20 protein-coding genes and 1 pseudogene are annotated in these 25440 nt (G+C 73.3%); 7 read left to right on the top strand and 14 right to left on the bottom strand.

Annotation, left to right across the window (positions count from 1 at the left end; all coding sequences use genetic code 11):
• Positions 1 to 168: 168 nt before the first annotated feature.
• Positions 169 to 1071 carry a bis(hydroxyethyl) terephthalate hydrolase gene (bdeA, locus tag ACQY0Z_RS29705; protein ID WP_189900532.1) on the bottom strand — a complete coding sequence of 301 codons (903 nt, stop codon included), beginning with the start codon at positions 1069 to 1071 and terminating at the stop codon, positions 169 to 171.
• A gap of 445 nt (positions 1072 to 1516) precedes the next feature.
• Positions 1517 to 1729: a hypothetical protein gene (locus tag ACQY0Z_RS29700; protein ID WP_189900530.1), complete on the bottom strand. Its 213-nt coding sequence runs from the start codon at positions 1727 to 1729 to the stop codon at positions 1517 to 1519.
• A gap of 138 nt (positions 1730 to 1867) precedes the next feature.
• On the opposite strand from ACQY0Z_RS29700, the gene ACQY0Z_RS29695 reads away from it, so the two are divergent.
• Entirely contained in the window at positions 1868 to 2050 is a 183-nt protein-coding gene (locus ACQY0Z_RS29695) for a hypothetical protein (RefSeq protein WP_242590836.1), read from the top strand.
• 70 nt (positions 2051 to 2120) lie between these two features.
• Here the strand turns inward: ACQY0Z_RS29695 and ACQY0Z_RS29690 are convergent, their stop codons facing one another.
• From ACQY0Z_RS29690 to ACQY0Z_RS29680, 3 genes are all read right to left on the bottom strand, one after another.
• Complete coding sequence (locus ACQY0Z_RS29690; protein ID WP_439813107.1) at positions 2121 to 3827, bottom strand: tetratricopeptide repeat protein; 1707 nt, start codon at positions 3825 to 3827, stop codon at positions 2121 to 2123.
• A gap of 134 nt (positions 3828 to 3961) precedes the next feature.
• Positions 3962 to 4453 (bottom strand): hypothetical protein, encoded by a 492-nt coding sequence (locus ACQY0Z_RS29685; protein ID WP_254587637.1) that lies wholly within the window; start codon positions 4451 to 4453, stop codon positions 3962 to 3964.
• A complete protein-coding gene (locus ACQY0Z_RS29680; protein ID WP_439813106.1) occupies positions 4450 to 6843 on the bottom strand; it encodes a molybdopterin oxidoreductase family protein in 2394 nt (797 codons plus the stop codon). Before ACQY0Z_RS29680 ends, ACQY0Z_RS29685 begins: the two co-directional genes overlap by 4 nt.
• A gap of 232 nt (positions 6844 to 7075) precedes the next feature.
• Here ACQY0Z_RS29680 and ACQY0Z_RS29675 point away from each other — a divergent pair, with 232 nt between their 5' ends.
• On the top strand, positions 7076 to 7897 hold the full coding sequence (locus ACQY0Z_RS29675) for an SAM-dependent methyltransferase (protein WP_189900523.1): 822 nt from the start codon (positions 7076 to 7078) through the stop codon (positions 7895 to 7897).
• A gap of 81 nt (positions 7898 to 7978) precedes the next feature.
• On the opposite strand, the pseudogene ACQY0Z_RS29670 reads toward ACQY0Z_RS29675, so the two are convergent.
• Together ACQY0Z_RS29670 and ACQY0Z_RS29665 are read right to left on the bottom strand one after the other, a co-directional pair.
• A pseudogene (locus tag ACQY0Z_RS29670) lies at positions 7979 to 8903 on the bottom strand (helix-turn-helix domain-containing protein).
• 199 nt (positions 8904 to 9102) lie between these two features.
• Positions 9103 to 9357, bottom strand: coding sequence for a DUF397 domain-containing protein (locus ACQY0Z_RS29665; RefSeq protein WP_189900521.1), 255 nt, complete (start codon positions 9355 to 9357; stop codon positions 9103 to 9105).
• Positions 9358 to 9531: 174 nt separating this feature from the next.
• On the opposite strand from ACQY0Z_RS29665, the gene ACQY0Z_RS29660 reads away from it, so the two are divergent.
• From ACQY0Z_RS29660 to ACQY0Z_RS29645, 4 genes are all read left to right on the top strand, one after another.
• Entirely contained in the window at positions 9532 to 10083 is a 552-nt protein-coding gene (locus tag ACQY0Z_RS29660) for an ATP-binding protein (protein WP_439813105.1), read from the top strand.
• Positions 10084 to 10113: 30 nt separating this feature from the next.
• Positions 10114 to 10659: a hypothetical protein gene (locus ACQY0Z_RS29655; protein WP_026244182.1), complete on the top strand. Its 546-nt coding sequence runs from the start codon at positions 10114 to 10116 to the stop codon at positions 10657 to 10659.
• Between the two features lie 585 nt (positions 10660 to 11244).
• Positions 11245 to 13875: a SpoIIE family protein phosphatase gene (locus ACQY0Z_RS29650; protein ID WP_439813104.1), complete on the top strand. Its 2631-nt coding sequence runs from the start codon at positions 11245 to 11247 to the stop codon at positions 13873 to 13875.
• A gap of 148 nt (positions 13876 to 14023) precedes the next feature.
• Positions 14024 to 15388, top strand: coding sequence for an FAD-dependent oxidoreductase (locus tag ACQY0Z_RS29645; protein ID WP_381731677.1), 1365 nt, complete (start codon positions 14024 to 14026; stop codon positions 15386 to 15388).
• A gap of 75 nt (positions 15389 to 15463) precedes the next feature.
• Here ACQY0Z_RS29645 and ACQY0Z_RS29640 read toward each other — a convergent pair whose 3' ends face one another.
• The 6 genes from ACQY0Z_RS29640 to ACQY0Z_RS29615 all read right to left on the bottom strand — a co-directional run bounded on the left by ACQY0Z_RS29640 (position 15464) and on the right by ACQY0Z_RS29615 (position 22173).
• Entirely contained in the window at positions 15464 to 17836 is a 2373-nt protein-coding gene (locus ACQY0Z_RS29640) for a glycoside hydrolase family 65 protein (protein WP_439813103.1), read from the bottom strand.
• A gap of 205 nt (positions 17837 to 18041) precedes the next feature.
• Entirely contained in the window at positions 18042 to 19790 is a 1749-nt protein-coding gene (locus tag ACQY0Z_RS29635) for a sensor histidine kinase (protein WP_254587632.1), read from the bottom strand.
• Between the two features lie 189 nt (positions 19791 to 19979).
• On the bottom strand, positions 19980 to 20354 hold the full coding sequence (locus ACQY0Z_RS29630; protein ID WP_189900142.1) for a hypothetical protein: 375 nt from the start codon (positions 20352 to 20354) through the stop codon (positions 19980 to 19982).
• Between the two features lie 96 nt (positions 20355 to 20450).
• Positions 20451 to 20963: a roadblock/LC7 domain-containing protein gene (locus tag ACQY0Z_RS29625; RefSeq protein ID WP_347226015.1), complete on the bottom strand. Its 513-nt coding sequence runs from the start codon at positions 20961 to 20963 to the stop codon at positions 20451 to 20453.
• Positions 20964 to 21001: 38 nt separating this feature from the next.
• Positions 21002 to 21784, bottom strand: coding sequence for a hypothetical protein (locus ACQY0Z_RS29620; protein WP_189900146.1), 783 nt, complete (start codon positions 21782 to 21784; stop codon positions 21002 to 21004).
• Positions 21781 to 22173, bottom strand: a complete 393-nt coding sequence (locus ACQY0Z_RS29615) for a hypothetical protein (RefSeq protein ID WP_019527252.1) — start codon at positions 22171 to 22173, stop codon at positions 21781 to 21783. The genes ACQY0Z_RS29620 and ACQY0Z_RS29615 overlap by 4 nt, the downstream gene beginning before the upstream one ends.
• A 349-nt stretch (positions 22174 to 22522) precedes the next feature.
• On the opposite strand from ACQY0Z_RS29615, the gene ACQY0Z_RS29610 reads away from it, so the two are divergent.
• Positions 22523 to 23686 carry a hypothetical protein gene (locus tag ACQY0Z_RS29610; protein ID WP_347226016.1) on the top strand — a complete coding sequence of 388 codons (1164 nt, stop codon included), beginning with the start codon at positions 22523 to 22525 and terminating at the stop codon, positions 23684 to 23686.
• Between the two features lie 139 nt (positions 23687 to 23825).
• Here ACQY0Z_RS29610 and ACQY0Z_RS29605 read toward each other — a convergent pair whose 3' ends face one another.
• Positions 23826 to 25298: a hypothetical protein gene (locus tag ACQY0Z_RS29605; protein ID WP_439813102.1), complete on the bottom strand. Its 1473-nt coding sequence runs from the start codon at positions 25296 to 25298 to the stop codon at positions 23826 to 23828.
• Positions 25299 to 25440 lie beyond the last annotated feature (142 nt).

The following is a 25440-nucleotide window of genomic DNA, read 5'->3' as shown; positions in this document are numbered from 1 at the left end:
ACGGCCGGCGACGGATGAAACATGAACGGTCGTGTCACCAGCGGCTTTTGCGGTGTGACGTCCACCCTGGACTGTGCCGTGGCCCAAGTACGGCGGCCGCCCGCGGTGCCCGCGCACAACGGCGGTGGCGGCCCGCGCCGTGCGCGGACCGCCACCGGTCGGTGTGCGTCAGGAGGTGTGCGGGCAGTTGCCGCGCGACTCCTCGATGGTCAGGCTCGGCTGCGGCAGCGGGCAGAGGAACTGCTCGTACCGGGTGTCGTTGTCGATGAAGCGCTTCAGCCACGAAACGCTGTACTTCGCGATCGTCGTGTTCGACGAGTTCGGGGTGAAGTGCGTGGCGTTGTTGAGCTCCAGGTACGCCCGGTCCAGGGAGGACGGCAGGTTGTTGTAGAACGGCTCGGCGTGGCTCGCGACCGGGGCGACGGAGTCGCCGTCGGCGCCGAAGATCAGCGTGGGTGTGCGAAGTTCGGGCCAGGTCTTGTCGAGGTTCCAGGGCGTCAGCGGGATGGCTGCCTGAAGGGACGGCCGGGTCTTGGCCGCTTCGAGGGAGCCTCCGCCGCCCATGGAGTGGCCCATGACGCCCAGTCGGCTGCTGTCGACGCGGTTGCGGACGGAGCTGCGCTGGGTGAGGTAGTCCAGCGCGGCCAGCAGCTGGTCGCCGCGGGAGCCGGGCTGGTCGAGGGTGGTGAGGGTGTCGATGGTGAACACCACGAAGCCCTGGGAGGCCAGGCGCGGGCCCAGCCAGGAGATGGAGGACTCGAGGGCGGTGTACCCGGGCGAGATGGCGATCGCGCCGAAGGTGCCGTCGGCGGTGGTGGTGGGGTAGTAGATCGTGCCGCCGCCGAAGCCGGTCGCGGAGAGCCGGGAGACCGAGGTCTGCGAGACGGCGTAGGGGCCGCGCAGGGCCTCGATGCTGGACTCGGTGGGGGCCGGGCCGCGCTCGTAGGGGTTGTCGGCGGCGTGGGCGCCGGGGCCGGTGAGGGTGCTGAGGCCGACGACGGCGGCGAGCGCCGCGGTGAGGGCGGCCAGGCGGCCGGTCCTGCGGCTGGTGGTGTGGGGGTGCTGCTGCACGACGAGTGGTCCTCTCTGTCATGGGGTCGCCCTGCCGGCCGGTGCACGGGGTCACTGCGTGGGCTGGGGAGCCGTGCGGTTGCCGGGGGCGGTGCCTTTGACTGGCGGTGCCACTGTCGGTGGGGTGGGGGTGGGTGGGGATCGGTGAAATCACCGGTCTTGTGGGGAGGGGGTGTGCGGGGTGGGGTCACCGCGGGCCGGTCGGGGTCTGTCGCGCAGTTCCCCGCGCCCCTGAGGTGTCTACGCCACCGTGTACCGGGGGCATCCGCATGCTTGAGCTCGGTGCGTACCCGCGGGCCGGTGGGGGCTCGGCGCGCAGTCCCCCGCGCCTCAGGGCGGCGCTGCATGGAGGCGCCCGGGCGGGGTACCCGGGCGTGTGCGGTTACCGTCGGAGTCGGCGCTGACGGTGGCTTCGGCGGCGCTCCGGGTTCGGGGCGCCGCCGCTCTATGCGGCGTCGTAGACGTGTGCGCGGCCGCCGACCCACTTGACCCAGGCGGAATCGTCCAGGAGCCGTTCGCCCTCGGGGAGGCCGACCCGGCGCAGGAACTCGACGACGTCCCGGTCGGAGTAGGCGAGGCCGACGATCTCTCCGCGCACGGTGACGCGCCGGCCGCCCGTGCCGAGCGGCGGGTGTACCACGATCGGAGGCTTCCTCATCCCTCCAGGATCCGTCCGTGCCGTCGCGTATGCATGCCGGGACCCCGTGTCACCCGACTGGCCCGCCGGACGAGCCGGACGGACGCCCGCCGTGCTGGTATGGAAGCGGCCTCCATGCCTACCCGGAGGGAGCTGGGAATGCACGAGATGTGGTGCGGTGCAGACACTTCGGGGGAGCCGGTCTGGCACGTTCTCACCCCGGACAAGACCTCGACGCTGTGCGGGGTGGAGAAGGAGGAGGAATCGCCACGACGCGACACGACGGACCGGCACTGCTTCACCTGCATGAAGTCGTTCCAGGCCGTCGTGGCGTCCCGCTGAGAGCCACGGCCGCCCCCGCCGGCGGGCCCGGACCCCGTCCGGGCCCGCCGCCATTCCCATAGAAGCCGCCTCAATGGCAGGCGTGCTCCCCCACACCATGACCGTGCTCCCCCGGCTGCGGGTGGTCCTGCGTGTCGATGCGGCAGAAGCAGGACGCGTGGACCGGTACGTCCGCCAGCGCCGCCGCCTGCCGCAGCTGCCGGGCGACGATCGCGGCCTCGCCGGTCTTGCCGGTGCGCAGCAGGCACTCGTGGAAGCCGTGCAGCGCCCAGACGTTGTTCGGGTGCTGGAGCGGCCGGGGCAGGGTGTCGTCCAGGCCCAGGTCGGCCCGGTAGACGGCCTCCGCCTCGGCGACCCGGCCCTGTTCGAGCAGCAGCGCGCCGAGGGCGTGCCGGGTGGGCTGCATCCAGCCCCACGGCTCGTCGTACGGCAGGGTGTCGTCCCGTTCGACGGCCAGTTCCAGCGCGGCGAAGGCGGTGTCGTAGTCACCCTTGCGGTAGGCGAGTTCGCCGTCGAGCATCGCGGAGGCGATGGCGAGGATGTCGTGGCAGGTGTTGTTGAAGAGCATCCTGCTCTCGGGCACCCGGTCCACGGCCGCGCGGAACTTCTCCCGCTCGGCGCCGGCTGCGTCCGAGTCGCCCTTCACGCCGAGGGCGATGCCGCGGGCGTAGTGCAGCATCGCGGTCGTGACGGAGTACAGCTCGGGGTCGTCGGGGAACGGCAGGACGAGGATGTCGTCCCAGCGGCCGAAGCGGATCAGCACGTGGAAGCGCATCGCCAGGAACGCCTCCAGCCAGTCCGCCATGGGCGGGGACTCCACCCGGAGCAGCTTCTCGGGCACCGCGGCCTCGAGCTGGGCGGCGGCGTCCAGCGCCACCTGGGACTGTCCGGCGAACATGGCGCCGTAGATCCGGAAGTGGTGGTTGTGGCAGCGGTAGAGCGTGTAGAAGTTCATCGCGCCGGCCCGCTGGAGGTACTTGTCGTCGGCGGCGATGGCGGCGGTGTTGTCCGAGACGACGCGGCGGTAGTCGCCGCACAGCACCTCGAGGTGCGAGGGCATGTGGAGCAGGTGCCCCGCGTCGGGCGCGGCGCCGCGCAGCCGGTCGGCGACGGTGAGCGCGGCCTCCGGAGTCGGGGACATCTCCATCAGGTGGACGTAGAGGTGCACGATGCCGGGGTGCGTGGCGCCGACGTCGGTGGCGAGGGCGCCGTCGAGCACCTCCTTGGCCTCCACGGTGCGGGCGCCGTCGGCGGGGCGTCCGGTCTTCAGGTCCCACAGCTGCCAGGGCGTGAGGTTCATCAGCGCGTCGGCGCACAGCGCGGCCACGTCGGGGTCGCCGGGTGCGCTCTCGTACACGGCGAGCATGCGGTCCGCGTACGGTTCGTTCCAGACGGAGCAGTCCTCCTCGGGGCGGTCCTGCGGGTAGCGGGCGCGCAGGGCCTCGACGAGGGCCCGTTCGACGGGGGTTGCGCGCGCCTCGGCCGCCCGGTGGGCGCGTTCGACGGCCGCGTGGGTGCGCTCGACGGTGCGGTTGAGGTCCTCGGTGTCGAAGGCCTCCCAGGGTTTGTTGTAGTTCGGGCCGAGGGCGTAGGCGATGCCCCAGTGGGCCATCGCACAGCCGGGGTCGGCGTCGGCGGCCTTCTGGAAACAGACGACCGCCTCCTCGTGGTTGAAGGCGTAGGTCCACATCAGCCCGCGGTCGAACCAGAGTTGGGCCTCGGGGGAGGTCGTCGACACGGGCCGTCCGTAGGAGCCGAGGTCGTAGTAGCCGTCCATGGTGCCCGCCTCCCGGGGGTTCCGGTCGGGCCGGCCGCCGCCCGCCGGCGGCCGACGTCCCGTGGGGACGAAACCGACGATAGCGGGGCAGGGACGGTCGCGCAGGCGCGCCGGGAAACCCGTCCCGGGGCAGGTCAGACACTCACCAGGAGCTGCGGCGAGAGCACCTTGATCATCGTGTTGGTCCAGCGCATCTGGCGCAGCGTCCGGGGGTGGCAGTCGGTCGCGAGGTCGAGCAGGGCGCGGTCGCGGATGGCCTGCGCGGTCTGGGCGAGCATCTCCCAGTGGAGGCTGTTGCGGGCAGCGGCCAGGTGCAGGTCGCGCAGGTCCTCCAGGAGGAGCAGCCCGGTCTCCGGGCGCCGTCCGAGGGCCTGCGCGGCCTTCTCGCGCAGGGCGGTGAGGGCGCCGGGCGCGGTGTGGTCGCGGGGGCCGGACAGCTCGACGCCGTGGTCGGGGCCGAGGGCGGCCAGCCGGGCCGCGTGCTCGCGGGACCAGCGGGCGACGTCGGTGGCGACGTGGTGCACCTCGTGCTCGGTGCGGTGCCGCTCGGCGACGGCGAGGAGGTCGGTCTCCAGGTCGCGCTCGCCGTCGTGGAGGGCGCGCAGGGTGATGCCGATGCCGTTCATGCCGTGCTTCCCGTCCTCGTGTCGTCCGTGGCCCGCTGCTCGTGCGTCCCGCGCCGGGCGACCAGGGTGACGCGGGCCGCCGCCGTCTTAAACAGGGGCTGCTTGGACAGCGGGTCCCAGTCGGTGATCGTGGTCTCGTTGGCGGCGCGGCCGGGGAGGCCGTCGGGCGGCCGGTGCCCCGCGGGGGTGTCCCAGTAGCCGTAGTGGAACGGCACGAACACCACGCCGTCGCGGATCGCCACGGTCCGCAGCCGGGCCCGCAGCGCCCCGCGCGGGGTGGTCACCTGGACCAGGTCGCCGTCGGCCAGGCCCTGCGCGGCGGCCTCCGCCGGGGAGATCTCCGCCCAGACGTCCGGGGCGGCGGCGTTCAGCTCGGGGGCGCGGCCGGTCTTGGTGCGGGTGTGGAAGTGGTGGACGGTCCGCCCGGTGATCAGCTGGAGCGGGTACTCCGGCGAGGCGTCCTCGTGGGGCGGGAGGTACTCGGCGGCCTTGATCACGGCCTTGCCGTCCGGGTTGAGGGAGCGGTACTCGACGGGGGTGACGGGGGATCCGGTGACCATGTCCTTGCCGTAGCTCTCGCACCGGTCGGGGTGGGCGTGGTCGAAGCCGTCGGTGTAGAGACGGGCGGTGCCGTCGGGCGCGTCCTCGGTGCACGGCCACTGGATGCCGCCGCCGCGCAGCTTGTCGTAGCTGAGGCCGGTGTAGTCGCAGGGGCGGCCGGCGCTGCACCGCTGCCAGGCGGCGAAGGCGCCCTGCGGGTCGGACCAGGGGATCAGCGGGCCGCCGTCCTTGTCGCGGAAGTCCATACGGTGCGCGAAGTCGAGAAAGATGTCGAGGTCGGCGCGGGCCTCGCCGGGCGGGTCCACGGCCTTCTCGGAGAGGTGGACGGTGCGGTCGGCGTTGGTGAAGGCGCCGGTCTTCTCGCCCCAGGTCGCGGCCGGCAGGACGACATCGGCGAGCTGCGCGGTCTCGGTGAGGAACAGGTCCTGCACCACCACGAACAGGCGTTCCTGCGCGAGGACCGAGCGGATCCGGCCGAGTTCGGGCAGGGAGACGGCCGGGTTGGTGCCGGAGATCCACAGCATGCGCAGCGAGCCCTGCTCGGCGTAGCGGAACATCTGCATGGCGTGGGTGGGCGGGCCGTAGTGCGGGATGCCGTCCGGTTCGACGTTCCAGATCTCGGCCAGTTCGGCCACATGCTGGTCGTTCTGCCAGTTGCGGAAGCCGGGGAGGTCGCCGTCGGCACCGCACTCGCGGGTGTTCTGGGCGGTGGGCTGGCCGTTCATCTGCATGAGTCCGCAGCCGGGGCGGCCGAGCATGCCGCGGATCAGGTGCAGGTTGTTGACCTGCACGGCGGCGGCGGACGCCTGGTGGGACTGGTAGACGCCCTGGAGGACGGTGGAGGTGAGCCGCTTCGCGTCGCCGAGCAGGTCGGCGGCGCGTTCGATCTCGGCGGCGGGGACGTCGCAGATCTCCGCGGCCCAGCGGGGGGTGCAGTGCTCGACACCGGCGGCGAGTTCACCGTAACCGACGGTGTGCGCGTCGAGGTAGGCCCGGTCGACGCGGCCGGTGCGGACGATCTCGTGGAGCAGGGCGTTGAGCAGGGCGACGTTGGTGCCGGGGCGCGGCGCCAGGTGGATGTCGGCGCGGCGGGCGACGGGGGTGTACCGGGGGTCCACGCACAGCAGCCGGGGCGGGTCGGAGCCCTCCAGCCGGTCCAGGACGCGCGTCCAGAGGACCGTCTGCGTCTCGGCCATGTTGTGCCCGAACAGGGCGATCGTGTCGGCGTGGTCGATGTCCTCGTACGAGCCGGGCTGGCCGTCGGAGCCGAAGCTCTCCTTGAGGGCCTCGGCGGCGGTGGCCGTGCACAGCCGGGTGTTGCCGTCGAGGTGGTTGGTGCGGACGCCGGCGTGGGCGAGGACGGAGAGGGTGTAGTACTCCTCCAGGAACAGTTGTCCGCTGGTGTAGAAGCCGACGGATCCGGGACCGCGGTCGTCGAGCAGGGTGCGGGTGCGGGAGACGACGCGGTCCATGGCGGTGTCCCAGTCGGTCTCGACCAGGCGGCCGTTCTCCCGGACGAGGGGGCGGGTGAGGCGGTCACGGGAGTGGTTGGCCTGCCAGCCGTAGAGGTCCTTGGGGCCGAGCCGCCCGCGGTTGACCCGGTCGGCCGCGCGGCCGCGGACGCCGACGATACGTCCGCCGCGTACGGCGATGTCCATGGCGTCGCCGTTGGAGTGCAGGATCGACGCGGACGGCACCCACCGCTCGACGTCCTCCTCCGTCACCCCGTCCGCGAGGTGCTGGTCGGTGCGGACCGGCCAGGGCTCGCCGGGTGCGTAAGGGGTGCGCGCGCCCCAGGGGTTGGCGATCCGGTCCGGCGAACTGTCCACGGTGGTCCGACCTCCTCGGTACGGGGATGCCGCGGGGCGGGTACCCGCGCCTCCGGGAGCCAGACCATCACGCATCACACACATCACGCCACTCACCGTGACGACCTGACGCTCCTTCACCATTCCTTCGTGGTCATGTTCGCCGACGGACTGGCAAGGGCCGTACGGCCCTCCCTAGGATGTATTTCCTGTCCAGCCAGTCCAGTTGGCGCGGCACTCCGCAGGGGGAACGATGCACACCGGTAAGCAGCTGTCCACCGAGATCGACGCAACCGTGCCGACGGCCGCGCGTATGTACGACTACTACCTCGGCGGCAAGGACAACTACTCTGCGGACCGCGCCGCGGTCGAGGAGCTCGACAAGGTCGTCCCGAGCACCCGCCGGCTGGCGCTGAACAACCGCCGTTTCCTGCAGCGCGTGGTCCGCACGCTCACCCAGGAGTACGGCATCCGCCAGTACCTGGACCACGGCTCCGGCCTGCCCACGCAGGACAACGTGCACCAGGTGGCACAGCGCATCGACCCCACCACCCATGTGGTGTACGTCGACAACGACCCGATGGTGCTGGTGCACGGCCGGGCCCTGCTGGAGCAGGACGAGCGCACGGTGGTCATCCAGGCCGACATGCGCGACACCGACGGGATATTCGGTCACGCCGAGACGCAGCGGCTGATCAACTTCGACGAGCCGGTGTGCGTGCTGTTCAACTCGGTGTTCCACTGCATCCCGGACAGTGACACCGACGGTCCGCTGGCGGTCGCCAACCGGGTGCGGGAGCGGCTCGCGCCGGGCAGCTTCATGGTGATGTGCCAGCTGGTCAGCGAGGACGAGAAGGTCCGCAAGTTCGTCACCGACTTCATGGACCAGGCGACCCAGGGACACTGGGGCCGGGTCCGCCAGCAGAAGGACGTCGAGGCGCTCTTCGAAGGACTGGAGATCCTGGAGCCGGGCCTGGTGGAGGTCTCCACCTGGCGTCCGGACACCGAGGTGGCGCCCCGTCAGCTCACCCAGGAGTGGATCGAGTTCGGCGGAGTGGGCCGGCTTCCCTCGTAACCCTCACGACAGCGCGACGCCCCTCCCCGGACCTCGTGGCGGGGAGGGGCGTCGGTTCTGACGGGAAGCGAGTGGTCCTGGTCAGGAGGAGAGCGCGTAGCGCTCGTCGATCGTGCGGCGCAGCATCTCGACGGACTCACGGGGTGTGAGCGCCTCGTCGGCGAGACGGTCGAGCACGATCCGGTACTCCTCGGTCTCGTCGCGGTCCTCGAGGAAGTTGGCGCTTCTGATGTGCTCCAGGTAGACCACGTCGGGCAGGTCGAGTCCGCCGAAGCGCAGATAGGTCACCGGGATGGCGGGCGCCGAGGCGTTGGTGACGTTCAGCGGGACGATCTGCAGGGTGACGTTGGGCCGCTCGGCCATCTTCGCCAGGTGGTCGAGCTGGTCGCGCATCACGGTGCGGTCGCCGAGGACGCGCAGCAGGACCGACTCGTCGATGACGGCCCACAGCTGGGGGGGCGTCCTCGCGGAGCAGCAGCTGGGCGCGGCGCATGCGCAGCTCGACGCGGCGCTGCACCTCGCTCGCCGGGGCGTTGGGCAGTCCGCGCTCGACGACCGCGCGGGTGTAGTCGGCGGTCTGCAGCAGTCCGGGGACGTACTGGATCTCGAACGTACGAATCGTGGCGGCGGCCTCCTGCAGTCCGACCAGGCGGTCGAACCACTCGGGCATCAGCCGCTTGTCGTACCGCTGCCACCAGCCCGGCTCGCCGGCCCGCTTGAGCAGCTTGAGGAGGACGGAGGCCTCGTAGCCGTCGGTGCCGTAGAGCTCGAGCAGCGCCCGGACGTCGGTCTCGGTCGGGGGACGGCGGCCCTTGCCGGACTCGATGCGGGACAGCTTGGCCCCGCTGAAGCCGACGGAGCGGGCCGCCTGGTCCTGGGACAGTCCGGCGTCCTCGCGGAAACCGGCCAGCTGCACGCCCACCAGCATCTTGAGCAGGGTCGGCGCGGGCTCGGGCCTGTCCAGGTAGGGTTCCAGACGGGAGATGCGATGCGACGCGGCGGACATCCTGACTCCCAGCAGACCGGCACAAGGGCGATTCACACTATCGCATCTGACGCTGCCTCACCGCATCCGGATGTGAAATGCCGATCGAAGTGGGACAGTTGGACTCCGCTTCGCCGGCGCCGGCGCACCCGGTGAGGGTCCGGCGCCGGCCGCGCGGGTCAGCGGGCGCGGCGGCCCGTCGTACGGACGAGACGACCCGTCATACGGACGGGGTGCCCCGCCGTCCGACCAGGTGGTCGAACTCGCCGTCCTTGGCGCCCGCCAGGAAGGCGGCCAGCTCGGCGGCGGTGTACACGAGGGCCGGACCGTCGGGGTCGCGGGAGTTGCGCATCGCGACGTCACCGCCGGACAGCGGTGCGACCTCGACACAGTTGCCTTCGGCGTTGCTGTGCCGGCTCTTGATCCAGCGGGCGTCCAACTGGGAGGCCCGCACTCCGTTCCGCACTCCAGGCACCGCTGTCTCCTTGCTGCTGTTCTCGTCCCGCCCCGCACGGCCGTCGCCGCGCTTGGCGAAAATTCTCGCGCAATTTCCCGTGCAATTGCACGCGAGCGCTGACAGCGTGGATAATAGCCGTGGCGTCAACCCCCGTGGGAGCGCCCCGTCCTGACGTCGCATCGAGGAGATGCCGTGTCATCACCTGTGCACTTGACGCTCCGGCCGACGGCCTCGGCCGTCTTACCGGCAGGTGGTGGCGGCGCCGGGTCGTTCGGCCCGCTGCCCGCGGTGCCGCACGAGGACGGGTCCCCACTGCAGACGGTGCCCGCCGCCGCCCCCCACGCGGCGGTGAGCATCGCCTGCAGCAGGGAGGGCCTCGCGCGAGTGCGGTCCTTCACCCGCGACACCCTCGGGGACTGGTCGCTGCAGCAGTGCTGCGACGACGCCGCCTTGGTCATGACCGAGCTGGCCGCCAACGCCGTCACGCACGCGGCGTCACGCTGCCCGGGTGAGCCGGACGTACGGCTGGGGTTCCGCCTGGAGCCGGCGCACCTGCTGCTCACGGTCACCGACCCCGACGACCGCCCGCCCGTGCGGCGGCCTCCCGGCGGCGACGCCCACCTGGAGGAGCACGGCCGGGGGCTCCGCATCGTCGACGCCCTGTCCGAGGCGTGGGGCTGGTTCCCCGCCGTTCCGGCAGGCAAGACGGTGTGGGCCCGGTTGTCCACCCGCCCGCCCACCTGACACGACTGCCCGCGGAAAGGCACCCACGCCATGCGCAGCGCTTCTACGGAACAGCCGAGCAGCGAGCGCCCAGTGCGCCACACGTCCCCCACCGGAGTGGCACGGTCCACGCCCCTCGCGGCACTGTCCCAGGTGCCGTGGGCCGACATGCAGGACTCCACCGGATCGGCGGCCGCCATTCCCCTGCTGCTGAACGGCATCGCCTGGGGCGACGCCGACACCGCCCGCGCCGCCCTCGAGGATCTGAGGAAACGGATCTGCCAGTACGGCTTCGTCACGGAGCAGGCGACCGCCGCGACGGTCCCCTTCCTCTGGGAGCTGGCGCAGCTGCCGCACGTCACCGTGCGGGCGGGGATCATCCAGCTGCTCAAGGCCATCGCCGACGCCCGGCAGTGGGAGAGCACCGCTGCCGCGTACCCGAAGCTTCTGAACCGGCGGGAGAACCCCGTGGTGTGGGAGCGGGCGGCCCGGCAGGCGGTGCGGGCGCGGCGCGGGGAGCTGAACCGGCTCCTGTCCGAGCCGGACACGGAGGTCGCGCGCGCCAGCACGGAACTGGCGCGGGCGCTGGCCGACTGAGCGCGGAGTTCTTTGGACTCCGGGACGCCTTTGTGACGGGCGTGCCCGGACAGGATGACGCGCGACTGCTCGGGGGACGAGTCGCGCGTCGGGGGGAGGGTCGCGCGCGGCCAGGGGGAAAGGCCGCGCGCGACCCGCACACGTGCACTTTTTCGAACCTGCGGTTCGCCCCACCTCCCTAGGGGCGCGGGGAACGGCGCGACCAGCCACGACGGCGCGGAGGCCGCACCTCTGCCCCAGGTGGCACCTTGCCGGTCGGGTGCGGCGCAGTGGGGGCTGATCGCACAGTTCCCCGCGCCTCTGAAGGGGCGAGCCGCGCCCGAGGCACGCAAGGTTCGGGGGCCGGCGCGGCGCCGTCGGGGCCGGGCGCGCAGTTCCCCGCGCCCCTGGAGCGGGTGGGCGAACCGCAGGTTCGACAGGGGCCGCCCTCGGCCTACCCTCGCCTCGTTTCGCCCGGCAGTGTAGACATGGCACATGGTCCGACTCATGGGTCGATCCCGGGCCCGGTCGCCCCAGCGGTCCGGCGCGGCGGCATCCGTGCGGCGTCGTCGACGGCAGGAGAGCGGCCGCTCCGGGTGGCATCCGATGGCGGGGCTGCGGTCGGTGCTGAGCGGGCGCAGCGTCGCCGGACAGGTGTTCGTCCTGCTCCTGGTGATGGTGCTGCTGCTGGTGGTCGCGGCCGTCGTGGCGCTGGTGCTGCAGGTGCAGCGGGACAGCGCCGAGGAGGCCCGCAACCGCTCCCTCGCCGTCGCCGAGGCCTTCGCCAACGCCCCCGGCACCATCGAGGCGCTGGACTCCCCCGACCCCACGGCCGTGCTCCAGCCGCGCGCCGAGGCGGCCCGTGAGCGGTCGCACGTCGACTTCATCGTGGTGATGAACACCGACGGCATCCGCTACACCCACCCCCGCCCCGACCGCATCGGCAAGCAGTTCGTCGGCACGACCGAGCCCGCGCTGAACGGCGAGCCGGTCGTGGAGGAGATCGAGGGGACCATCGGCCGGCTGGTGCAGGCCGTGGTGCCGGTGGAGAACCCGGACGGGGAGGTCGTCGGCCTGGTGTCGGCCGGCATCACGCTGGAGAACGTCGGCGGCGCGGCCGAGGCGCAGCTCCCGCTGGTGCTGGGCGCGGCGCTCGCCGCGCTGGCCCTGGCGACCGTCGGCGCGGCCCTGATCAGCAGACGTCTGCTGCACCAGACCCACGGTCTGGGTCCGCACGAGATGACCCGGATGTACGAACACCACGACGCCGTGCTGCACGCGGTGCGCGAGGGCGTGATGATCCTCGACGGCGACGGCACCCTGCTGCTCGCGAACGACGAGGCGCGCCGTCTGTTCAGCCTCCCCGAGGACGCCGAGGGCCGGCACGTGCGGAAGCTGGGTCTGGATCCGGCCACGACGGAGCTGCTGTCGTCGGGCCGCATGGCCACGGACGAGGTGCTTCCGGTGGGCGACCGGCTGCTGGCGGTCAACCAGCGGCCCACCGACCCGGCGGGCCGGCACCGGGGCAGCGTCACCACCGTCCGCGACACCACGGAGCTGAGGGCGCTGTCCGGCCGGGCGGAGGAGTCCCGCGAGCGGCTGAACATGCTCTACGACGCGGGCGTCGGCATCGGCACGAGTCTGGACGTGGCGCGGACCGCGCAGGAGCTGTCGGACCTGGCCGTGCCGCGGTTCGCGGACTTCGTCACCGTGGACCTGTTCGAGTCGGTACTGGCCGGCGGGCACCCCGACGCGGCCGCCGCGCTGCGCCGTACGGCCCGTACCGGCATCGCCGAGGACGCCCCTCTGTACCCGAAGGACCAGCAGATCCGTTTCGTCGAGTCGTCCCCGCAGGGCCGGAGCCTCGCAGGCGGCCGCGCGGTCCTGGAGCCGCGGCTCGACGAGGCCCCCGGCTGGCAGGCGCAGGACAAGGAGCGGTCCGCGCAGGTCGTCGAGTACGGCATCCACTCGCTGATCACGGTGCCGCTGCGGGCCGGCTCGCTGATCCTGGGCGTGGTCAGCTTCTGGCGGTCGCGCAAGCCGGAGCCGTTCGACGAGGAGGAGCTGGCGCTGGCGGAGGAGCTGGTGGCGCGGGCCGCGGTGTCCATCGACAACGCCCGCCGCTACACGCGCGAGCACAGCATGGCGGTGACGCTCCAGCGCAGCCTGCTGCCGCGCACGCTGCCCGAGCAGAACGCGCTGGAGATCGCCTACCGCTATCTGCCCGCGCAGGCCGGGGTGGGCGGCGACTGGTTCGACGTGCTGCCGCTGTCCGGGGCCCGGGTGGCGCTGGTGGTCGGGGACGTCGTCGGACACGGTCTGCACGCGGCGGCCACCATGGGCCGGCTGCGCACCGCCGTGCACAACTTCTCCGGGCTGGACCTGCCGCCGGGCGAGCTGCTCGCGCTCCTCGACGAGCTGGTCGGCCGGATCGACCAGGACGAGGCGCAGGACGAGCACGTCGCCCCGGTCATCGGGGCGACGTGTCTGTACGCGGTGTACGACCCGGTGGCGGGGCGCTGCACGGTGGCGCGCGCGGGTCATCCGCCGCCCGCGCTGGTCCGGCCGGACGGGCACGTGGAGTTCCCGGACGTGCCCGCCGGCCCGCCGCTGGGCCTGGGCGGGCTGCCGTTCGAGTCGGCGGAGCTGGAGCTGCCGGAGGGCAGCAGGCTGGTGCTGTACACCGACGGCCTGGTCGAGGACCGTGAGCACGACATCGACGTCGGTCTGGAGCGGCTGCGGGAGGCGCTGGCCGGCGCGGGGCAGTCCCCGGAGGAGACCTGCCGTGCCGTGCTGGACTCGCGGCCCCCGGGGAAGGCGGCCGACGACATCGCGCTGATCGTGGCGCGGGCCCGGGCGCTGCCGGCCGACCGGATCGCGGAGTGGCCGGTGCCGGCGGACCCGGCGGCGGTGGGCGAGCTGCGGGCGGCGGTGACGCGGAAGCTCACCGAGTGGGGTCTGGAGGAGCTGACGTTCGGCACGGAGCTGATCCTCAGTGAGCTGGTGACGAACGCGATGCGGCACGGCGGCGCCCCCATCCAGGTGCGGATGCTGTACGAGCGTCATCTGATCTGCGAGGTCTACGACAGCAGCAGCACCGCCCCGCATCTGCGGTACGCGACCATGACGGACGAGGGCGGGCGCGGGCTCTTCCTGGTGGCACAGCTCGCGGAGCGCTGGGGCACCCGCTATCTGCCCGCGGGCAAGGTGATCTGGGCGGAGCAGAACCTGCCGTAGGATCCCGGCGTCATGTCATAAGATCACCTCGGGACATGGCATAAGGTCGGCTTATGGGCTCATAGGCCGGACCCGCGTACCAGGTAAGGCAAGCCTGAGTTTAGGCTTCCCCACGAGACGCTTGTCATCGCTCGAAGGGAACCTGACCATGCCCCGCCCCCTGCGGGTAGCCATCGTCGGATCCGGCCCCGCCGGGATCTACGCCGCCGACGCCCTGCTCAAGTCCGACGTGGCCGCCGACCCCGGCGTGTCCATCGACATCTTCGAGCGCATGCCGGCGCCGTTCGGACTGATCCGTTACGGCGTCGCCCCCGACCACCCGCGGATCAAGGGCATCATCACCGCCCTCCACCAGGTGCTCGACAAGCCGCAGATCCGGCTGTTCGGCAACGTGGACTACGGCACCGACGTGCACCTCGACGACCTCCGCGCCTTCTACGACGGCGTGATCTTCGCCACCGGCGCCACGGCCGACCGCGCGCTGCCGATCCCGGGCATCGACCTGGACGGCTCCTACGGCGCCGCGGACTTCGTGTCCTGGTACGACGGCCACCCGGACGTGCCCCGCACCTGGCCGCTGGAGGCGGAGAAGGTCGCGGTCCTCGGCGTCGGCAACGTCGCCCTGGACGTGGCGCGCATCCTCGCCAAGACGGCCGACGAGCTGCTGCCCACGGAGATCCCGCCGAACGTCTACGAGGGCCTGAAGGCCAACAAGGCGATGGAGATCCACGTCTTCGGCCGCCGCGGCCCGGCGCAGGCGAAGTTCAGCCCGATGGAGCTGCGCGAGCTGGACCACTCCCCCAGCATCGAGGTCATCGTCGACCCCGAGGACATCGACTACGACGACGGCTCGATCGCCACCCGGCGCGGCAACAAGCAGGCCGACATGGTCGCCAAGACCCTGGAGAACTGGGCGATCCGCGACGTCGGCGACCGTCCGCACAAGCTGTTCCTGCACTTCTTCGAGTCGCCCACCGAGATCCTCGGCGAGGACGGCAAGGTCGTGGGCCTGCGCACCGAGCGCACCGCCCTGGACGGCACCGGCAACGTCAAGGGCACCGGCGAGTTCAAGGACTGGGACGTCACCGCGGTGTACCGCGCGGTCGGCTACCTCTCCGACAAGCTGCCCAAGCTGCCCTGGGACATCGACTCGGGCACCGTGCCGGACGAGGGCGGCCGCGTGATCCAGGAGACCGGCGAGCACTTGCCGTCGACGTACGTCACCGGCTGGATCCGGCGTGGTCCGGTGGGCCTGATCGGGCACACCAAGGGCGACGCCAACGAGACCGTGTCGAACCTGCTGGACGACTACGCCCACGGGCGCCTCGGCACGCCCGCGTCGCCGGCCCCCGAGGCCGTGGACGCGTTCCTCGCCGAGCGCGGTGTCCGCTACACCACCTGGGACGGCTGGTACCGCCTGGACGCGGCGGAGAAGGCGCTGGGCGAGCCGCAGGGCCGTGAGCGCGTGAAGATCGTCGAGCGTGAGGACATGCTCCGCGAGAGCGGCGCCTGACATCCCCCGGGCCCTGACGGGGGCCCGTCCGCCGGGCGTCCGGCCGGTTCAGTGCCGGCCGGGCGTCCGGCGTCGTCATTCCAGCAGGGCGAGCCGGGCGGTCTCCCCGGGGTCCACGCGCACCGCGCGGTGGCCGGGCAGGTGCACCTCGATCGGGTAGCGGCCGGCGGACGGCACGGTGATCTCCAGCGATCCGCTCTCCAGGCGCAGCCGCACGCCCCAGTGGCCGTGGTAGCGGACGGTGATGCCGTAGGAGGACAGCTCCGGCAGCGGCACGGGGTCGAGCCACAGGGCGCCGCCCCGGGTCTCCAGGCCGGTGAGGCCGCGCTGCACCAGGTCGAGGGTGCCGGCCATCGCGCCGAGGTGGATGCCCTCGCCGGTGGTGCCGCCCTGGATGTCTGCGATGTCCGACTGGAGGGCCTCCTGGCAGAACTTCCACGCGTCCCTGCGGCGCGCCCGGGCCAGGACCCAGCCGTGCACCAGGCCGCTGAGTGTGGAGCCGTGGCTGGTGCGGTGCAGGTAGTAGTCCACCGTGCGCCGCCAGGCCCGCTCGTCCAGGCTGAGCCCCAGCCGGCGGAAGACGCCCTGGAGTTCGGCCGGTGAGAACAGGTAGCCGAGCATGAGGACGTCCGCCTGCTTGGACGCCTGGTAGCGGTTGACGGTGTCGCCCTCGGCCTCCAGGATCCGGTCGAGCCGCCGGATGTCGCCGTACCGGCGCCGGTAGCCCCGCCAGTCCAGCTCGGCGAGTTCTCCGTACCCCTCGAACTGGCTGATGACGCCGTCGTGGAAGGGGACGTGAAGGGTGCGGGAGATGTGGTCCCAGTGTTCGAGTTCCGCCTCGTCCAGGCCGGTGCGCTCGGCCAGCTCACGGCGGCGCGGCTCGGGCAGGTGGCGCAGCACCTCCAGGGTGCGGGCCAGCACCCAGGTGGCGGTGACGTTGGTGTAGGCGTTGTCGTCGAGGCCGGGGCGGTCGGCGTCCGGGTAGGCGTCGTGGTACTCGTCGGGGCCCATCACGCCCTTGATGCGGTAGCGGCCCGGCCGGTCGTCGTAGGTGGCGGAGTCGGCCCAGAAGCGGGAGATCTGCAGCAGCATCTCGGCGCCCTTGGTGTGCAGGAACTCCTCGTCGCCCGCGGCCTCGCAGTACTCCCACACGTTGTAGGCGATCGCCGAGCCCACGTGGTGCTGCAGGTGGGAGTGGTCCGGCAGCCAGCGGCCCGACCGCGGGTTGAGGTGCAGCTGCTGGGTCTCCTCCCGGCCGTCGCTGCCGGACTGCCACGGGTACATCGCGCCGCGCCGCCCGGCGTCGTGGGCGGCCGTCCGGGCGCGTTCCAGGCGCCGGTACCGGTAGTGCAGCAGCGCCCGGGACACCTCCGGGAAGTGCAGGTTGAGGTACGGCAGGACGAACAGCTCGTCCCAGAACACGTGCCCCCGGTACGCCTCCCCGTGCAGCCCGCGCGCGGGCACGCCCACGTCCAGGTCGGCGGTGTGCGGGGAGAGGGTCTGCAGCACGTGGAAGAGGTGCAGCCGCAGGATGCGCCCCACCTCGTCCGGCACGTCCGGCTCCGCCCGCCGCCACAGCTGCTGCCAGGCCGTCATGTGAGGCGGCAGCAGTTCGTCGAAGGGCCCGGCCCGGTGCACCCGGTCGACGGCGGCGTGCAGCGGGTCGCTGATCGCCGGGTCGCGTGAGGTGTGCAGGGCGACGATCTTGTCGACGGTGAGGGTCTTCCCCTCCGTCAGCTCCAGCCGGGTCGTCTGCACCGCGCGGGGCCGGTCGTGGGTGGCGGTGACGGAAGCGGGCGAGGTCAGCCGGGCGGCGTAGGCGATCCGGACGTCGGAGGTCCGGGTACGGCAGCGCAGCCACACGGCGTCCTGCTGGGAGGTGCCGGTGACCACATGGGTGAGGTGGCGGCCGTCCAGGTCGGCGTAGCGGGGCACCCCGGCGTTGGTGACGCTTCCGTCGAGCGCCGCCTCGACCACGAGCGGCCCGGAGAACCCCTCGGCGGTGAACTCGGTGCGCAGTCCCGCGAGGTGGGGGTCCGCCATGTCCACGAACCGCAGCTGACGCACCAGGAGCGCGGCGCCCGCCCCGAGCCCGAACCGGGTCAGGCGCTCCATCAGACCGGAGGACAGGTGCAGGGTGACCGCGTGTTCGAGGACGGGAGTGGTGTCGGGGCCGATCCAGGCGCCGTCGGGGCGGCGGAAGCGCAGGGGCAGCCAGTTGGGCAGGTTGACGACGTCCTCGTTCTCCACCTGGCGGCCGCCGACCGAGGAGACGAGCCGGTTGTAGACGCCGGCCGCGTAGGTGCCGGGGTAGTGCACGGTGTCGGCGGCGCACTCCGCGAGGACGCCACGGGTGGCGAAGTAGCCGTTGCCGAGGGTGCACAGCGATTCCCGCAGGCGCTCGTCGGCGGGGTCGTAGCCCTCGTACCGCCAGGTCCAGCCCGTCACTTCGCCGCTCCTCCCGCCGACGACCGCCGCGCACGGGGCCGTGCGGCCCGTGCGAGGGCGCCGGGGGCCGGCAGCGGTCCGGCCCCCGGCGCCGTCACCGGCGGCGAGTCCTCCCGGCCGCGGGGCCGGGCGGTCCCGCCGCGACCGGAACGGCGCACCGAGTACCCCCGGCCGGAGCGGAACACACACCACCGGGGACGGAGGGCTACTGCTCGCCCACCGGCACCCGCCACACCAGGGTGGTGCCGCCGCCCGGGGTCTCCGTGACCTCGAAGGAGCCGCCGAGCTGTCCGGCGCGCTCGGCCATGTTGCGCAGGCCGCTGCGGCGTCCGCCGGGCGGCAGGCCCACGCCGTCGTCCGCGACCGTCAGCCGCACCTCGCGCCCGTCGGTCTCCACGGCCACCTGGGCGCGGCTCGCGCGGGCGTGCCGGGCGACGTTGGTGAGCGCCTCGGAGAGCACGGCCACCAGGTGGTCGGCGGCCTCCTTGGACACATGGGTGTCGATCAGGCCCTCCATCCGCACGCTGGGCGCGAAGCCGAGCAGCGGGGCGGCCTCGCCGACGAGCCGGACGACGCGGGCCCGCAGTCCGGTCCCGGCGCCGCCGGCGGAGGCGCGGGAGCGCAGGCCGAAGATGGTCGAGCGGATGATCTTGATGGTCTCGTCGAGGTCGTCGACGGCCCGCAGCACCCGCTCGGAGGCCTCCTTGTGCTCGATGAACCGGCCGGCGCTCTGCAGGGTCATGCCGGTGGCGAACAGCCGCTGGATGGCCAGGTCGTGCAGGTCTCGGGCGATGCGGTCGCGGTCCTCCAGGACGGCGATCTGCTCGGCGTCCTGGCGGCGCTCGGCCAGTTCCATCGCCACGGCGGCCTGGGCGGCGAAGCCCCGCAGCGGTTCGATCTCCTTGTCCGTGAAGACATGGCCGCCGGCCGCGCGGACCAGCAGCAGGATGCCCCGCACCCCGTCCTCGCCGCCGATCGGCACCGCCACGGCGGGGCCCAGGCCGGTGAACGTCTGCGGGCCGGGGAACACCCGTTCGTCGTGAGCGATGTCCGCCGAGGTGACGGGCGCGGCGGACGCGAACGCCCGGCCGAGGAAGCTGCTCTCGACGGGCACGACGAGGCCGCGGTGCGTCTCGGCGTCCTGCCCGAGGGCGAGTTCCACGGTCAGCGAGCCGGTGCCCTCCATGGGCACGGCGACGACGGCGAGCTCGGCGCCGGTGATCTCGCGGGCCCGCTCGGCGACGAGCAGCAGCGCCTCGGCGCGCTCGCTGCCGGACATCAGCCCGTGGGTGATCTCGGCGTTGGCCTGGAGCCAGCGCTCCCGCAGCCGGGACTCCTCGTAGAGGCGGGCGTTGTCGATGGCGACGCCCGCGGCGACGGCGAGGGTCGACAGGACGGACTCGTCCTCCTCGTCGAACTGCGCCCCGCCGCGCTTCTCGGTCAGGTACAGGTTGCCGAAGACCTGGTCGCGGACGCGGATCGGGACGCCGAGGAAGGTGTTCATCGGCGGGTGGTGCGGCGGGAAGCCGTAGGAGGCGGGGTGCTCGGACAGCTTGGGGATCCGCAGCGGCTGGGGGTGGCGGATCAGCTCCCCGAGGATGCCGTGGCCCTCCGGGTAGTGGCCGATGCGGGCGATCTCCTCGTCGCTGACGCCGACGGTGTGGAAGGCGGACAGCCGCTTGCCGTCCGGGCCGATCACGCCGAGGGCGGCGTACCGGGCGTCCACGAGCGCGGCGGCGGCCTCCACGATGGAGTGCAGCGCCTGCTCCAGTTCGAGCTCGCGGCCGACGGAGAGGACCGCCTCGAGGAGGCTGCGCACCCGGTCGCGGGTGCCGCGGGCCGCGTCGATGCGCGCCTGCAGCTCCTCCAGCAGTTCGTCCAGCCTGAGCTGCGGCAAACGTACGCGCGCGCCCTCGTCCCGCTCCGGGGCCGTGTCCCGCCCGGCGTCTGTCACCCGTGTGCCTCCTGTCCCCACACTCCGGCACCGCCCGCCCGGCGTCCTCCGGGGGCGGGCGTCGGTAACGGTCCAGTAAACGTGACGGTACGGCATCCGGCGGGCCTCGCATCCGGCGGGACCGCCGTCGGAACGCCGCGCGGCCCCGCACGCCGGCGGGCGGGGCACGGGGCCGCGGACGGGCGGGTGTCAGACCTCCAGCTCGTTCTCGATGCGGCGCATCTGATGGCGCGCCATGGCCAGGTTGGCGCGGGCCGAGTCGAGCACCAGGTAGAGGAACAGGCCGTTGCCGCCGCGCCCCTTGAGCAGGCGGATCAGGTGGTACTGGCTGTTGAGGGTGATCAGGATGTCCTCGATCTCCTCCTTCAGCCCCAGCAGCTCCATGGTGCGCAGCTTGGACCGCACGACGTCGGTGTTGCCGGCGGCGGCGACCTCCAGGTTGAGGTCCTTGCCGCCGCCGAGGGTGCCGAGGGCCATGCCGCTCGTGTAGTCGACGAGGGCGGCGGCCGTGGCGCCGTCGATGGAGCTGAGGCATTCCTTGAGCGAGGTCTCGGTGTTCGCCATGGGTGGTGTCCTTTCCGGTTCGTGAACGGTGGTGCGGGGCCGGCGCCGGCGGTGTGCGGGCGTCCGGCCGGTGATGGGATCGGAGTGCGGTGCGGGTCAGCCGCCGGTCCTGGGCCGGTGGGCGGGCCGCTGCGGGGTGCGGACGGGGAGGGTGCCGATGGGCCGGGCCCGGTCGACGGGGTCCGGTCCGCCGTCGCGGTCGGCGGGCCGGTCGGCGTGGCGTCCGCCGCCGGGGCCGATGTGGGCGTCGACCAGATCGGCGATCCGGGCGCCGCTGCGCCGGCCCTCCAGGTGGAGCCGGCCGACGTTGACCCGGTCGTCGGCGAGGAGGGTGAGCACGGCGGTGGTGCCGGCCGCGTAGGTGGCGATGTAGCCGTGGGCGCCGCGGACCAGCAGTTCGCGGAAGTCGCCGCGCGCGGCCGCGTCCGTCATCCGGTGGGCGACGCCGAGCGCGGCGGCGGTGAGCGCGGCGAGCCCCTCGGGTTCGGTGCCGGGCACGTCGTGGGCGAGGACGAGTCCGTCGACGGTGGCCGCGAGGGTGCCCGCCAGCCGCGGGACGCGGGTGCGGAGCCGACGCAGTTCGTCCAGCACGTCGGTCTCGACGGCCATGAGCAGTCTCCTTTCGGCACGCTGCCGGCGCGTGCGGATCACAGTGCCTCCAAGGCGTCCAGGAGCCGTCTCAGCAGCGCTGTGTCGGGCTCGTCCCAGTCGGCGCGGCCCGCGCCGGGGACGGGGTGGACGGGCGGGGCGGGCGCGGGGGGTGCGGGGGCGACCAGTCCGTCGGCGGCCAGCCGGCGCAGCTCGACGAGGGTGTGGAAGGTGCGGTGGGCGAGGGCGGAGGCGATCTGCGCCGCGGTGCGTCCGCCGTCGACCAGGGCGAGCGCGCGGCCTCTGCGGGGCGGCAGCACGGCCTGGCCGGCGTCGGGGGTGCGGGTGAGCGGCGCGGTGTCGACGGCCGGGTCGGGGTGGATGCGGTCCAGCAGGGCGCGGCGGCGGTACGACTCGCGCAGCACGGTCGCGACGGGTACGGGGCGGACCGCGCCGAGCCAGTGGGCGACGCCGGGGCGGAAGCGCAGGGCGGTGCCGTCGTGGGCGAGCGCGAAGTACGCGGCGTCGAACAGCGCGCCCAGGTGGGCGAGTTCGAGGGCGCCTGCGGTGAGGCGGCCGCTGTCGACGAGCTGGCGGCCGACCCGCTGCCGGGCACCGGCCCGCTCGACGGCCTCCCACCAGCCGGCCGGGGCGAGGGCGCCGCTGCGGGTGAGCAGGTCGCCGAGGGCGGGGCTGTGCGCGGACTCGACGTGGACCACGTGTCCGGCGGCGAGGTAGAAGATCCCGGAGCGGGTGGTGAGGGCCCCGGTGGCCCGGTCGGCGGCGAGGGTGTCCAGCAGTGCGGGGGCGGATCCGTCCGCGCGGGCGGCGGCAGCGGTCATCCGAGCACCATCCGGTCTGCCATCTCGGCCAGCCGGATGCGCGCCAGGGCGAGGTTGCCGTCGGCGCGGTCCAGCGACAGGAACAGGAAGACCGTGCTGTCGAAGGTGGTGACGACGAAGCGCAGCAGGTGGAAGGCGTCCGCGGTGGTGAGGATCAGGTCCTCGACGGGCGGCTCCTTGCCCTGTCCGGCGTGCGCGGGGGCGAGGGCGCCGCTCTCCATCGCCAGGCGGGCCAGTTCGGCGGTCTCGGCGGCGGTCGCCTCCACGTCGCCGCCAGGCGCCTCGCCCACCGCGCCCAGGGCGAGCCCGCTGATCCAGTCGACCACCAGGGCGCCCCGCGCCCCGGGCAGTCGCATGGCTTCCAGCAGGCTCTCGTCGATTCCGGGCACGCCGGATCCCCCTCCTCGCACGGCTGTACCGCGAACGTGACGTCGACGCTACGGTGTGTGCTCGACCGAGGTGAGGGCTTTGGCTTTTTCCGGTGGAATATGCGACACGGGCGCCGGGACGCTGATAAGGTCCGCGCTTCTCGCGCTGTGCACGGGGCGGCACGCGGGGGTCGGACGGGCGGTTCCCGGAGGCGTGCGGGAACAGGTGTGCGTGTGAACGGGCGGGGTGGCGGCCGTCCGGGCGGGCCGCCCGCGGGCCGGGCAGCCGTACGGCGGAACCCGGCGTCCGGTCGTGCCGCCCGGGCGACGATACTGAAGGCAGCACGTGCCCCCGCTGACGACTGGACCCATGCCGATCTCTGCCACAGCCCGCCCCACCGTCCCTCCCACCGTCCGGACGACCCGCGGCCGCCACGTCGGGGAGCGGGCCGACGAGACGCTCCGGCGCAGCCTCGCCGCCCTGAAGGACGCCGGGAGCATCGACGACTTCCTCGAACTCCCGGAGGACGACACCAAGCCCGACCTGGTGTTCGAGTCCCGCACGCGGGTCGGAGACGGCGTCACGGTCCGCGCCCGCCTGGCCCTCTCCCCCGCCAGGGCGAAGGGACCGGACCGCGACTGGCTGCTGGTCGCCGAGGCGGAACGCCCCTGGGACCCCTCCTGGCCGTCCCCGGTCACGATGTTCTGGCCGCAGGAGCCGGACACCGCCTGGAACCACGACCCGGCGTCAGGACTGCGCCCCGGCGAGATCAACATGCTCCCGGAGGACGACAAGGACGTACGGCGCCGGCTGCGGGACTGCGCACGCGACCCCTGGTACATCCACGTGGTGGTCCACGAGGCGATGACCCCGGACGAGCGCGGCCACGTGCCGCTCGCGCACTGGCTGCCGCCGGGTCTGCGCCACCGGGTCGTCGAGCACCGGGCCACCCCGCAGCAGGCGCGGGTGACGAACTGGGCGCTGCGGGAGTTCGACGTGGAGGTCCCCCGGGGCGGCGCGGCGGTGCTGCCCGGCCGCCCGGCCCCCGAGGGGTACGAGCCGGACGCCTTCGCCGTGCGCGCGGTGTTCCTCGACGGCACGGAGCCCACGGACCTGGTGGACGCGGTGCTGCGCCACGACGCGCTGCCGAGGGAGCTGCCGGAGAGGGCGGAGCAGGCGCTGACCGCGCTGCGCGAGGACTGGCACCTGCTCACCCTCGCCGAGGAACTCGAGCGGGAGCGGGCGCTGGTGGCGATGTACGCCGAGGCGCTGGACGCGATGACGAAGTCCCGCGACCTGTACCGCGAGGCCGCGGAACGCGCCCACGAGGCGCTGGCCGCTTATCGGGAGATGGGCCTCACTCCCCCCGCCCCGGCCACCCAGCCGTCCCGCCCACGCACCCCGGCCCCGCTCCAGCACCTGACGCGAACTCTGGAACGCCTGAAGCCGGGGGCCTCCCGCCGCGGCCGGCCCGCCCCGGAGGAGACAGCTCCGGGGCCTGAGCCGGAAGCGGAGGCTCCGGACAAGGGCTAGCGCCCTTTCGGAAGACGTGGCCCCTTCGCCCGCGCCCGAAGCGGAACGCCGATCAAGGAGGCGTAAGCCGGGCGGCGGGCGGTGGAGGGGGCGCACCGTGGGTGCCACTCCGTCACCGCCCGCCGCCCGCGTCGGCCGGTCAGTCCGCCGCGTGGTGGGGTTCCGCCGGGGGCCAGGGGGACCAGCGGGAGCCCGGGGTCGGGGTGGCCGCTCGGACCACCAGGGCCGTCAGGGCCAGCAGGGCCGCCGCGATCGCGGCCGAGGTCGCCAGCCAGTCCGGGGCGAGGGCCAGGTCGACCGCCCTCGGCAGCGTCGCCTCCGTGAACGAGCCGCCGTAGGCGTGGGCGACGGCCAGTACCGTCGCCGCCACCACCCCCGCCGCGAGCACGACCACCGCCGGGCGTACGACGAGGATCAGCGCCAGCACCGTGCACAGCACGGACAGGCCGACGGCGAGGGCGTGGACGTTGAGTGACACGCCGTCACGTTGCAGCGGGAAGTGGGTCACCGCGCAGACCGCGAGGGCGACGGCCGCCAGCCAGCTGGTCCAGATCGCCGCCCGGGGCACGGGGCGAGAGGGACGGGTGCGGGCGGCGGGGCGGGGACGGCGCACAGGCCGCAGCTGGCGGCGGCGCCCGATCCGCAGTGCGCCGCCACGGGAGGCCGGGGCACGCTCCGGCTCGGGCCGGAACTGCTGCCGCGCCTCCTGCTGTCCAGCGGTCTCCTCCGCGTGCCCGGCCGCCTCCGCGACGGCCGCGCGGAGGAGGTGCTCGGGGGGACGGTGCGCGGCCAGACGGTCGATCAGTTCGACCAGTTCGTCGACGGACCGGCCGGTCGCGGCGGCGCGCAGGGCCTCCTCGCGGCAGTGCGGGGAGAGCGGCTCGTTGTGCAGGAGCGCGACGAGGAGGGTCACGTCCTCCACCGAGCGGTGGGCGGCGGCCGCGCGGATCGTCTCGTCGGCGCTGGCGGCGTCACGGGGCGGACGGGTCAGCAGGGAGACCAGTCGGGTGACGTCCTCCACGGACCGGTCGATGCCGGCGGCCCGCAGCGCGTCGACGACCGCGCGGGTGTGCTCGGGGGACCGTTCGAGCGCGGTGATGAGGTCGACGACATCTTCCAGGGGCCGGTCGGACACGGCGGCGTGCACCAGGTCGGTGACGGGGTCGGCGTACACCCGCCCGGAAGGCCCGACGGGCGTTCCCGGGTCCGCACCCGGCGGCCCGGCGGGGGCATCCACGGTGGACACGGGATCCACCAGGTCGACGAGCGCCACCGGGTCCCGGGACCCTTCCGCCCCGGCGGGCTCGCGCGGCCGGTCGACCGGGTCGCGCGGATGATTGCCGTGCACGGGATCGCGGGAGTAGCCGGCGTCGGCCTGACGGACCGTGCGGTCCGCCCCGGACGGATCGCGCGAGGGCGCTGTGTCCGCGCCCGCGCCGGCCGGGTACCGCGCCTCGGCCGGAGCCGTGTGGTCCGCCGTCCGGTGGCGCGCCCAGGCCGGTTCGGGCCGGTGCGCGCCGGTCGCGGCGCCCGTCGTGCCGACGGGCGGGGCCGCGGCCGTATCCACGGGTATGCCCGGTTCGTTGGAGGGGGACGAGGAGAAAGTGGTCATGATCGACTCCAGGGGAAGACTGATGACCATTACTAGGCTCCCCCACCGCGTGCTGCCACTTGACTGAGCCGCAGGGATGACCTGCGACGATTCCGTGTTTCGGGTGTTGTTCACGGGGCAACGGTCGGCGAGCGCGCATGGC

The sequence above is a fragment of the Streptomyces sp. P9-2 genome, assembly GCF_051903975.1.
In the GTDB taxonomy this organism is placed as follows: domain Bacteria; phylum Actinomycetota; class Actinomycetes; order Streptomycetales; family Streptomycetaceae; genus Streptomyces; species Streptomyces cellulosae.
The sequence above is the reverse complement of the archived record's forward strand: the minus strand, read 5'-3'. Positions and strand labels throughout refer to the sequence as shown.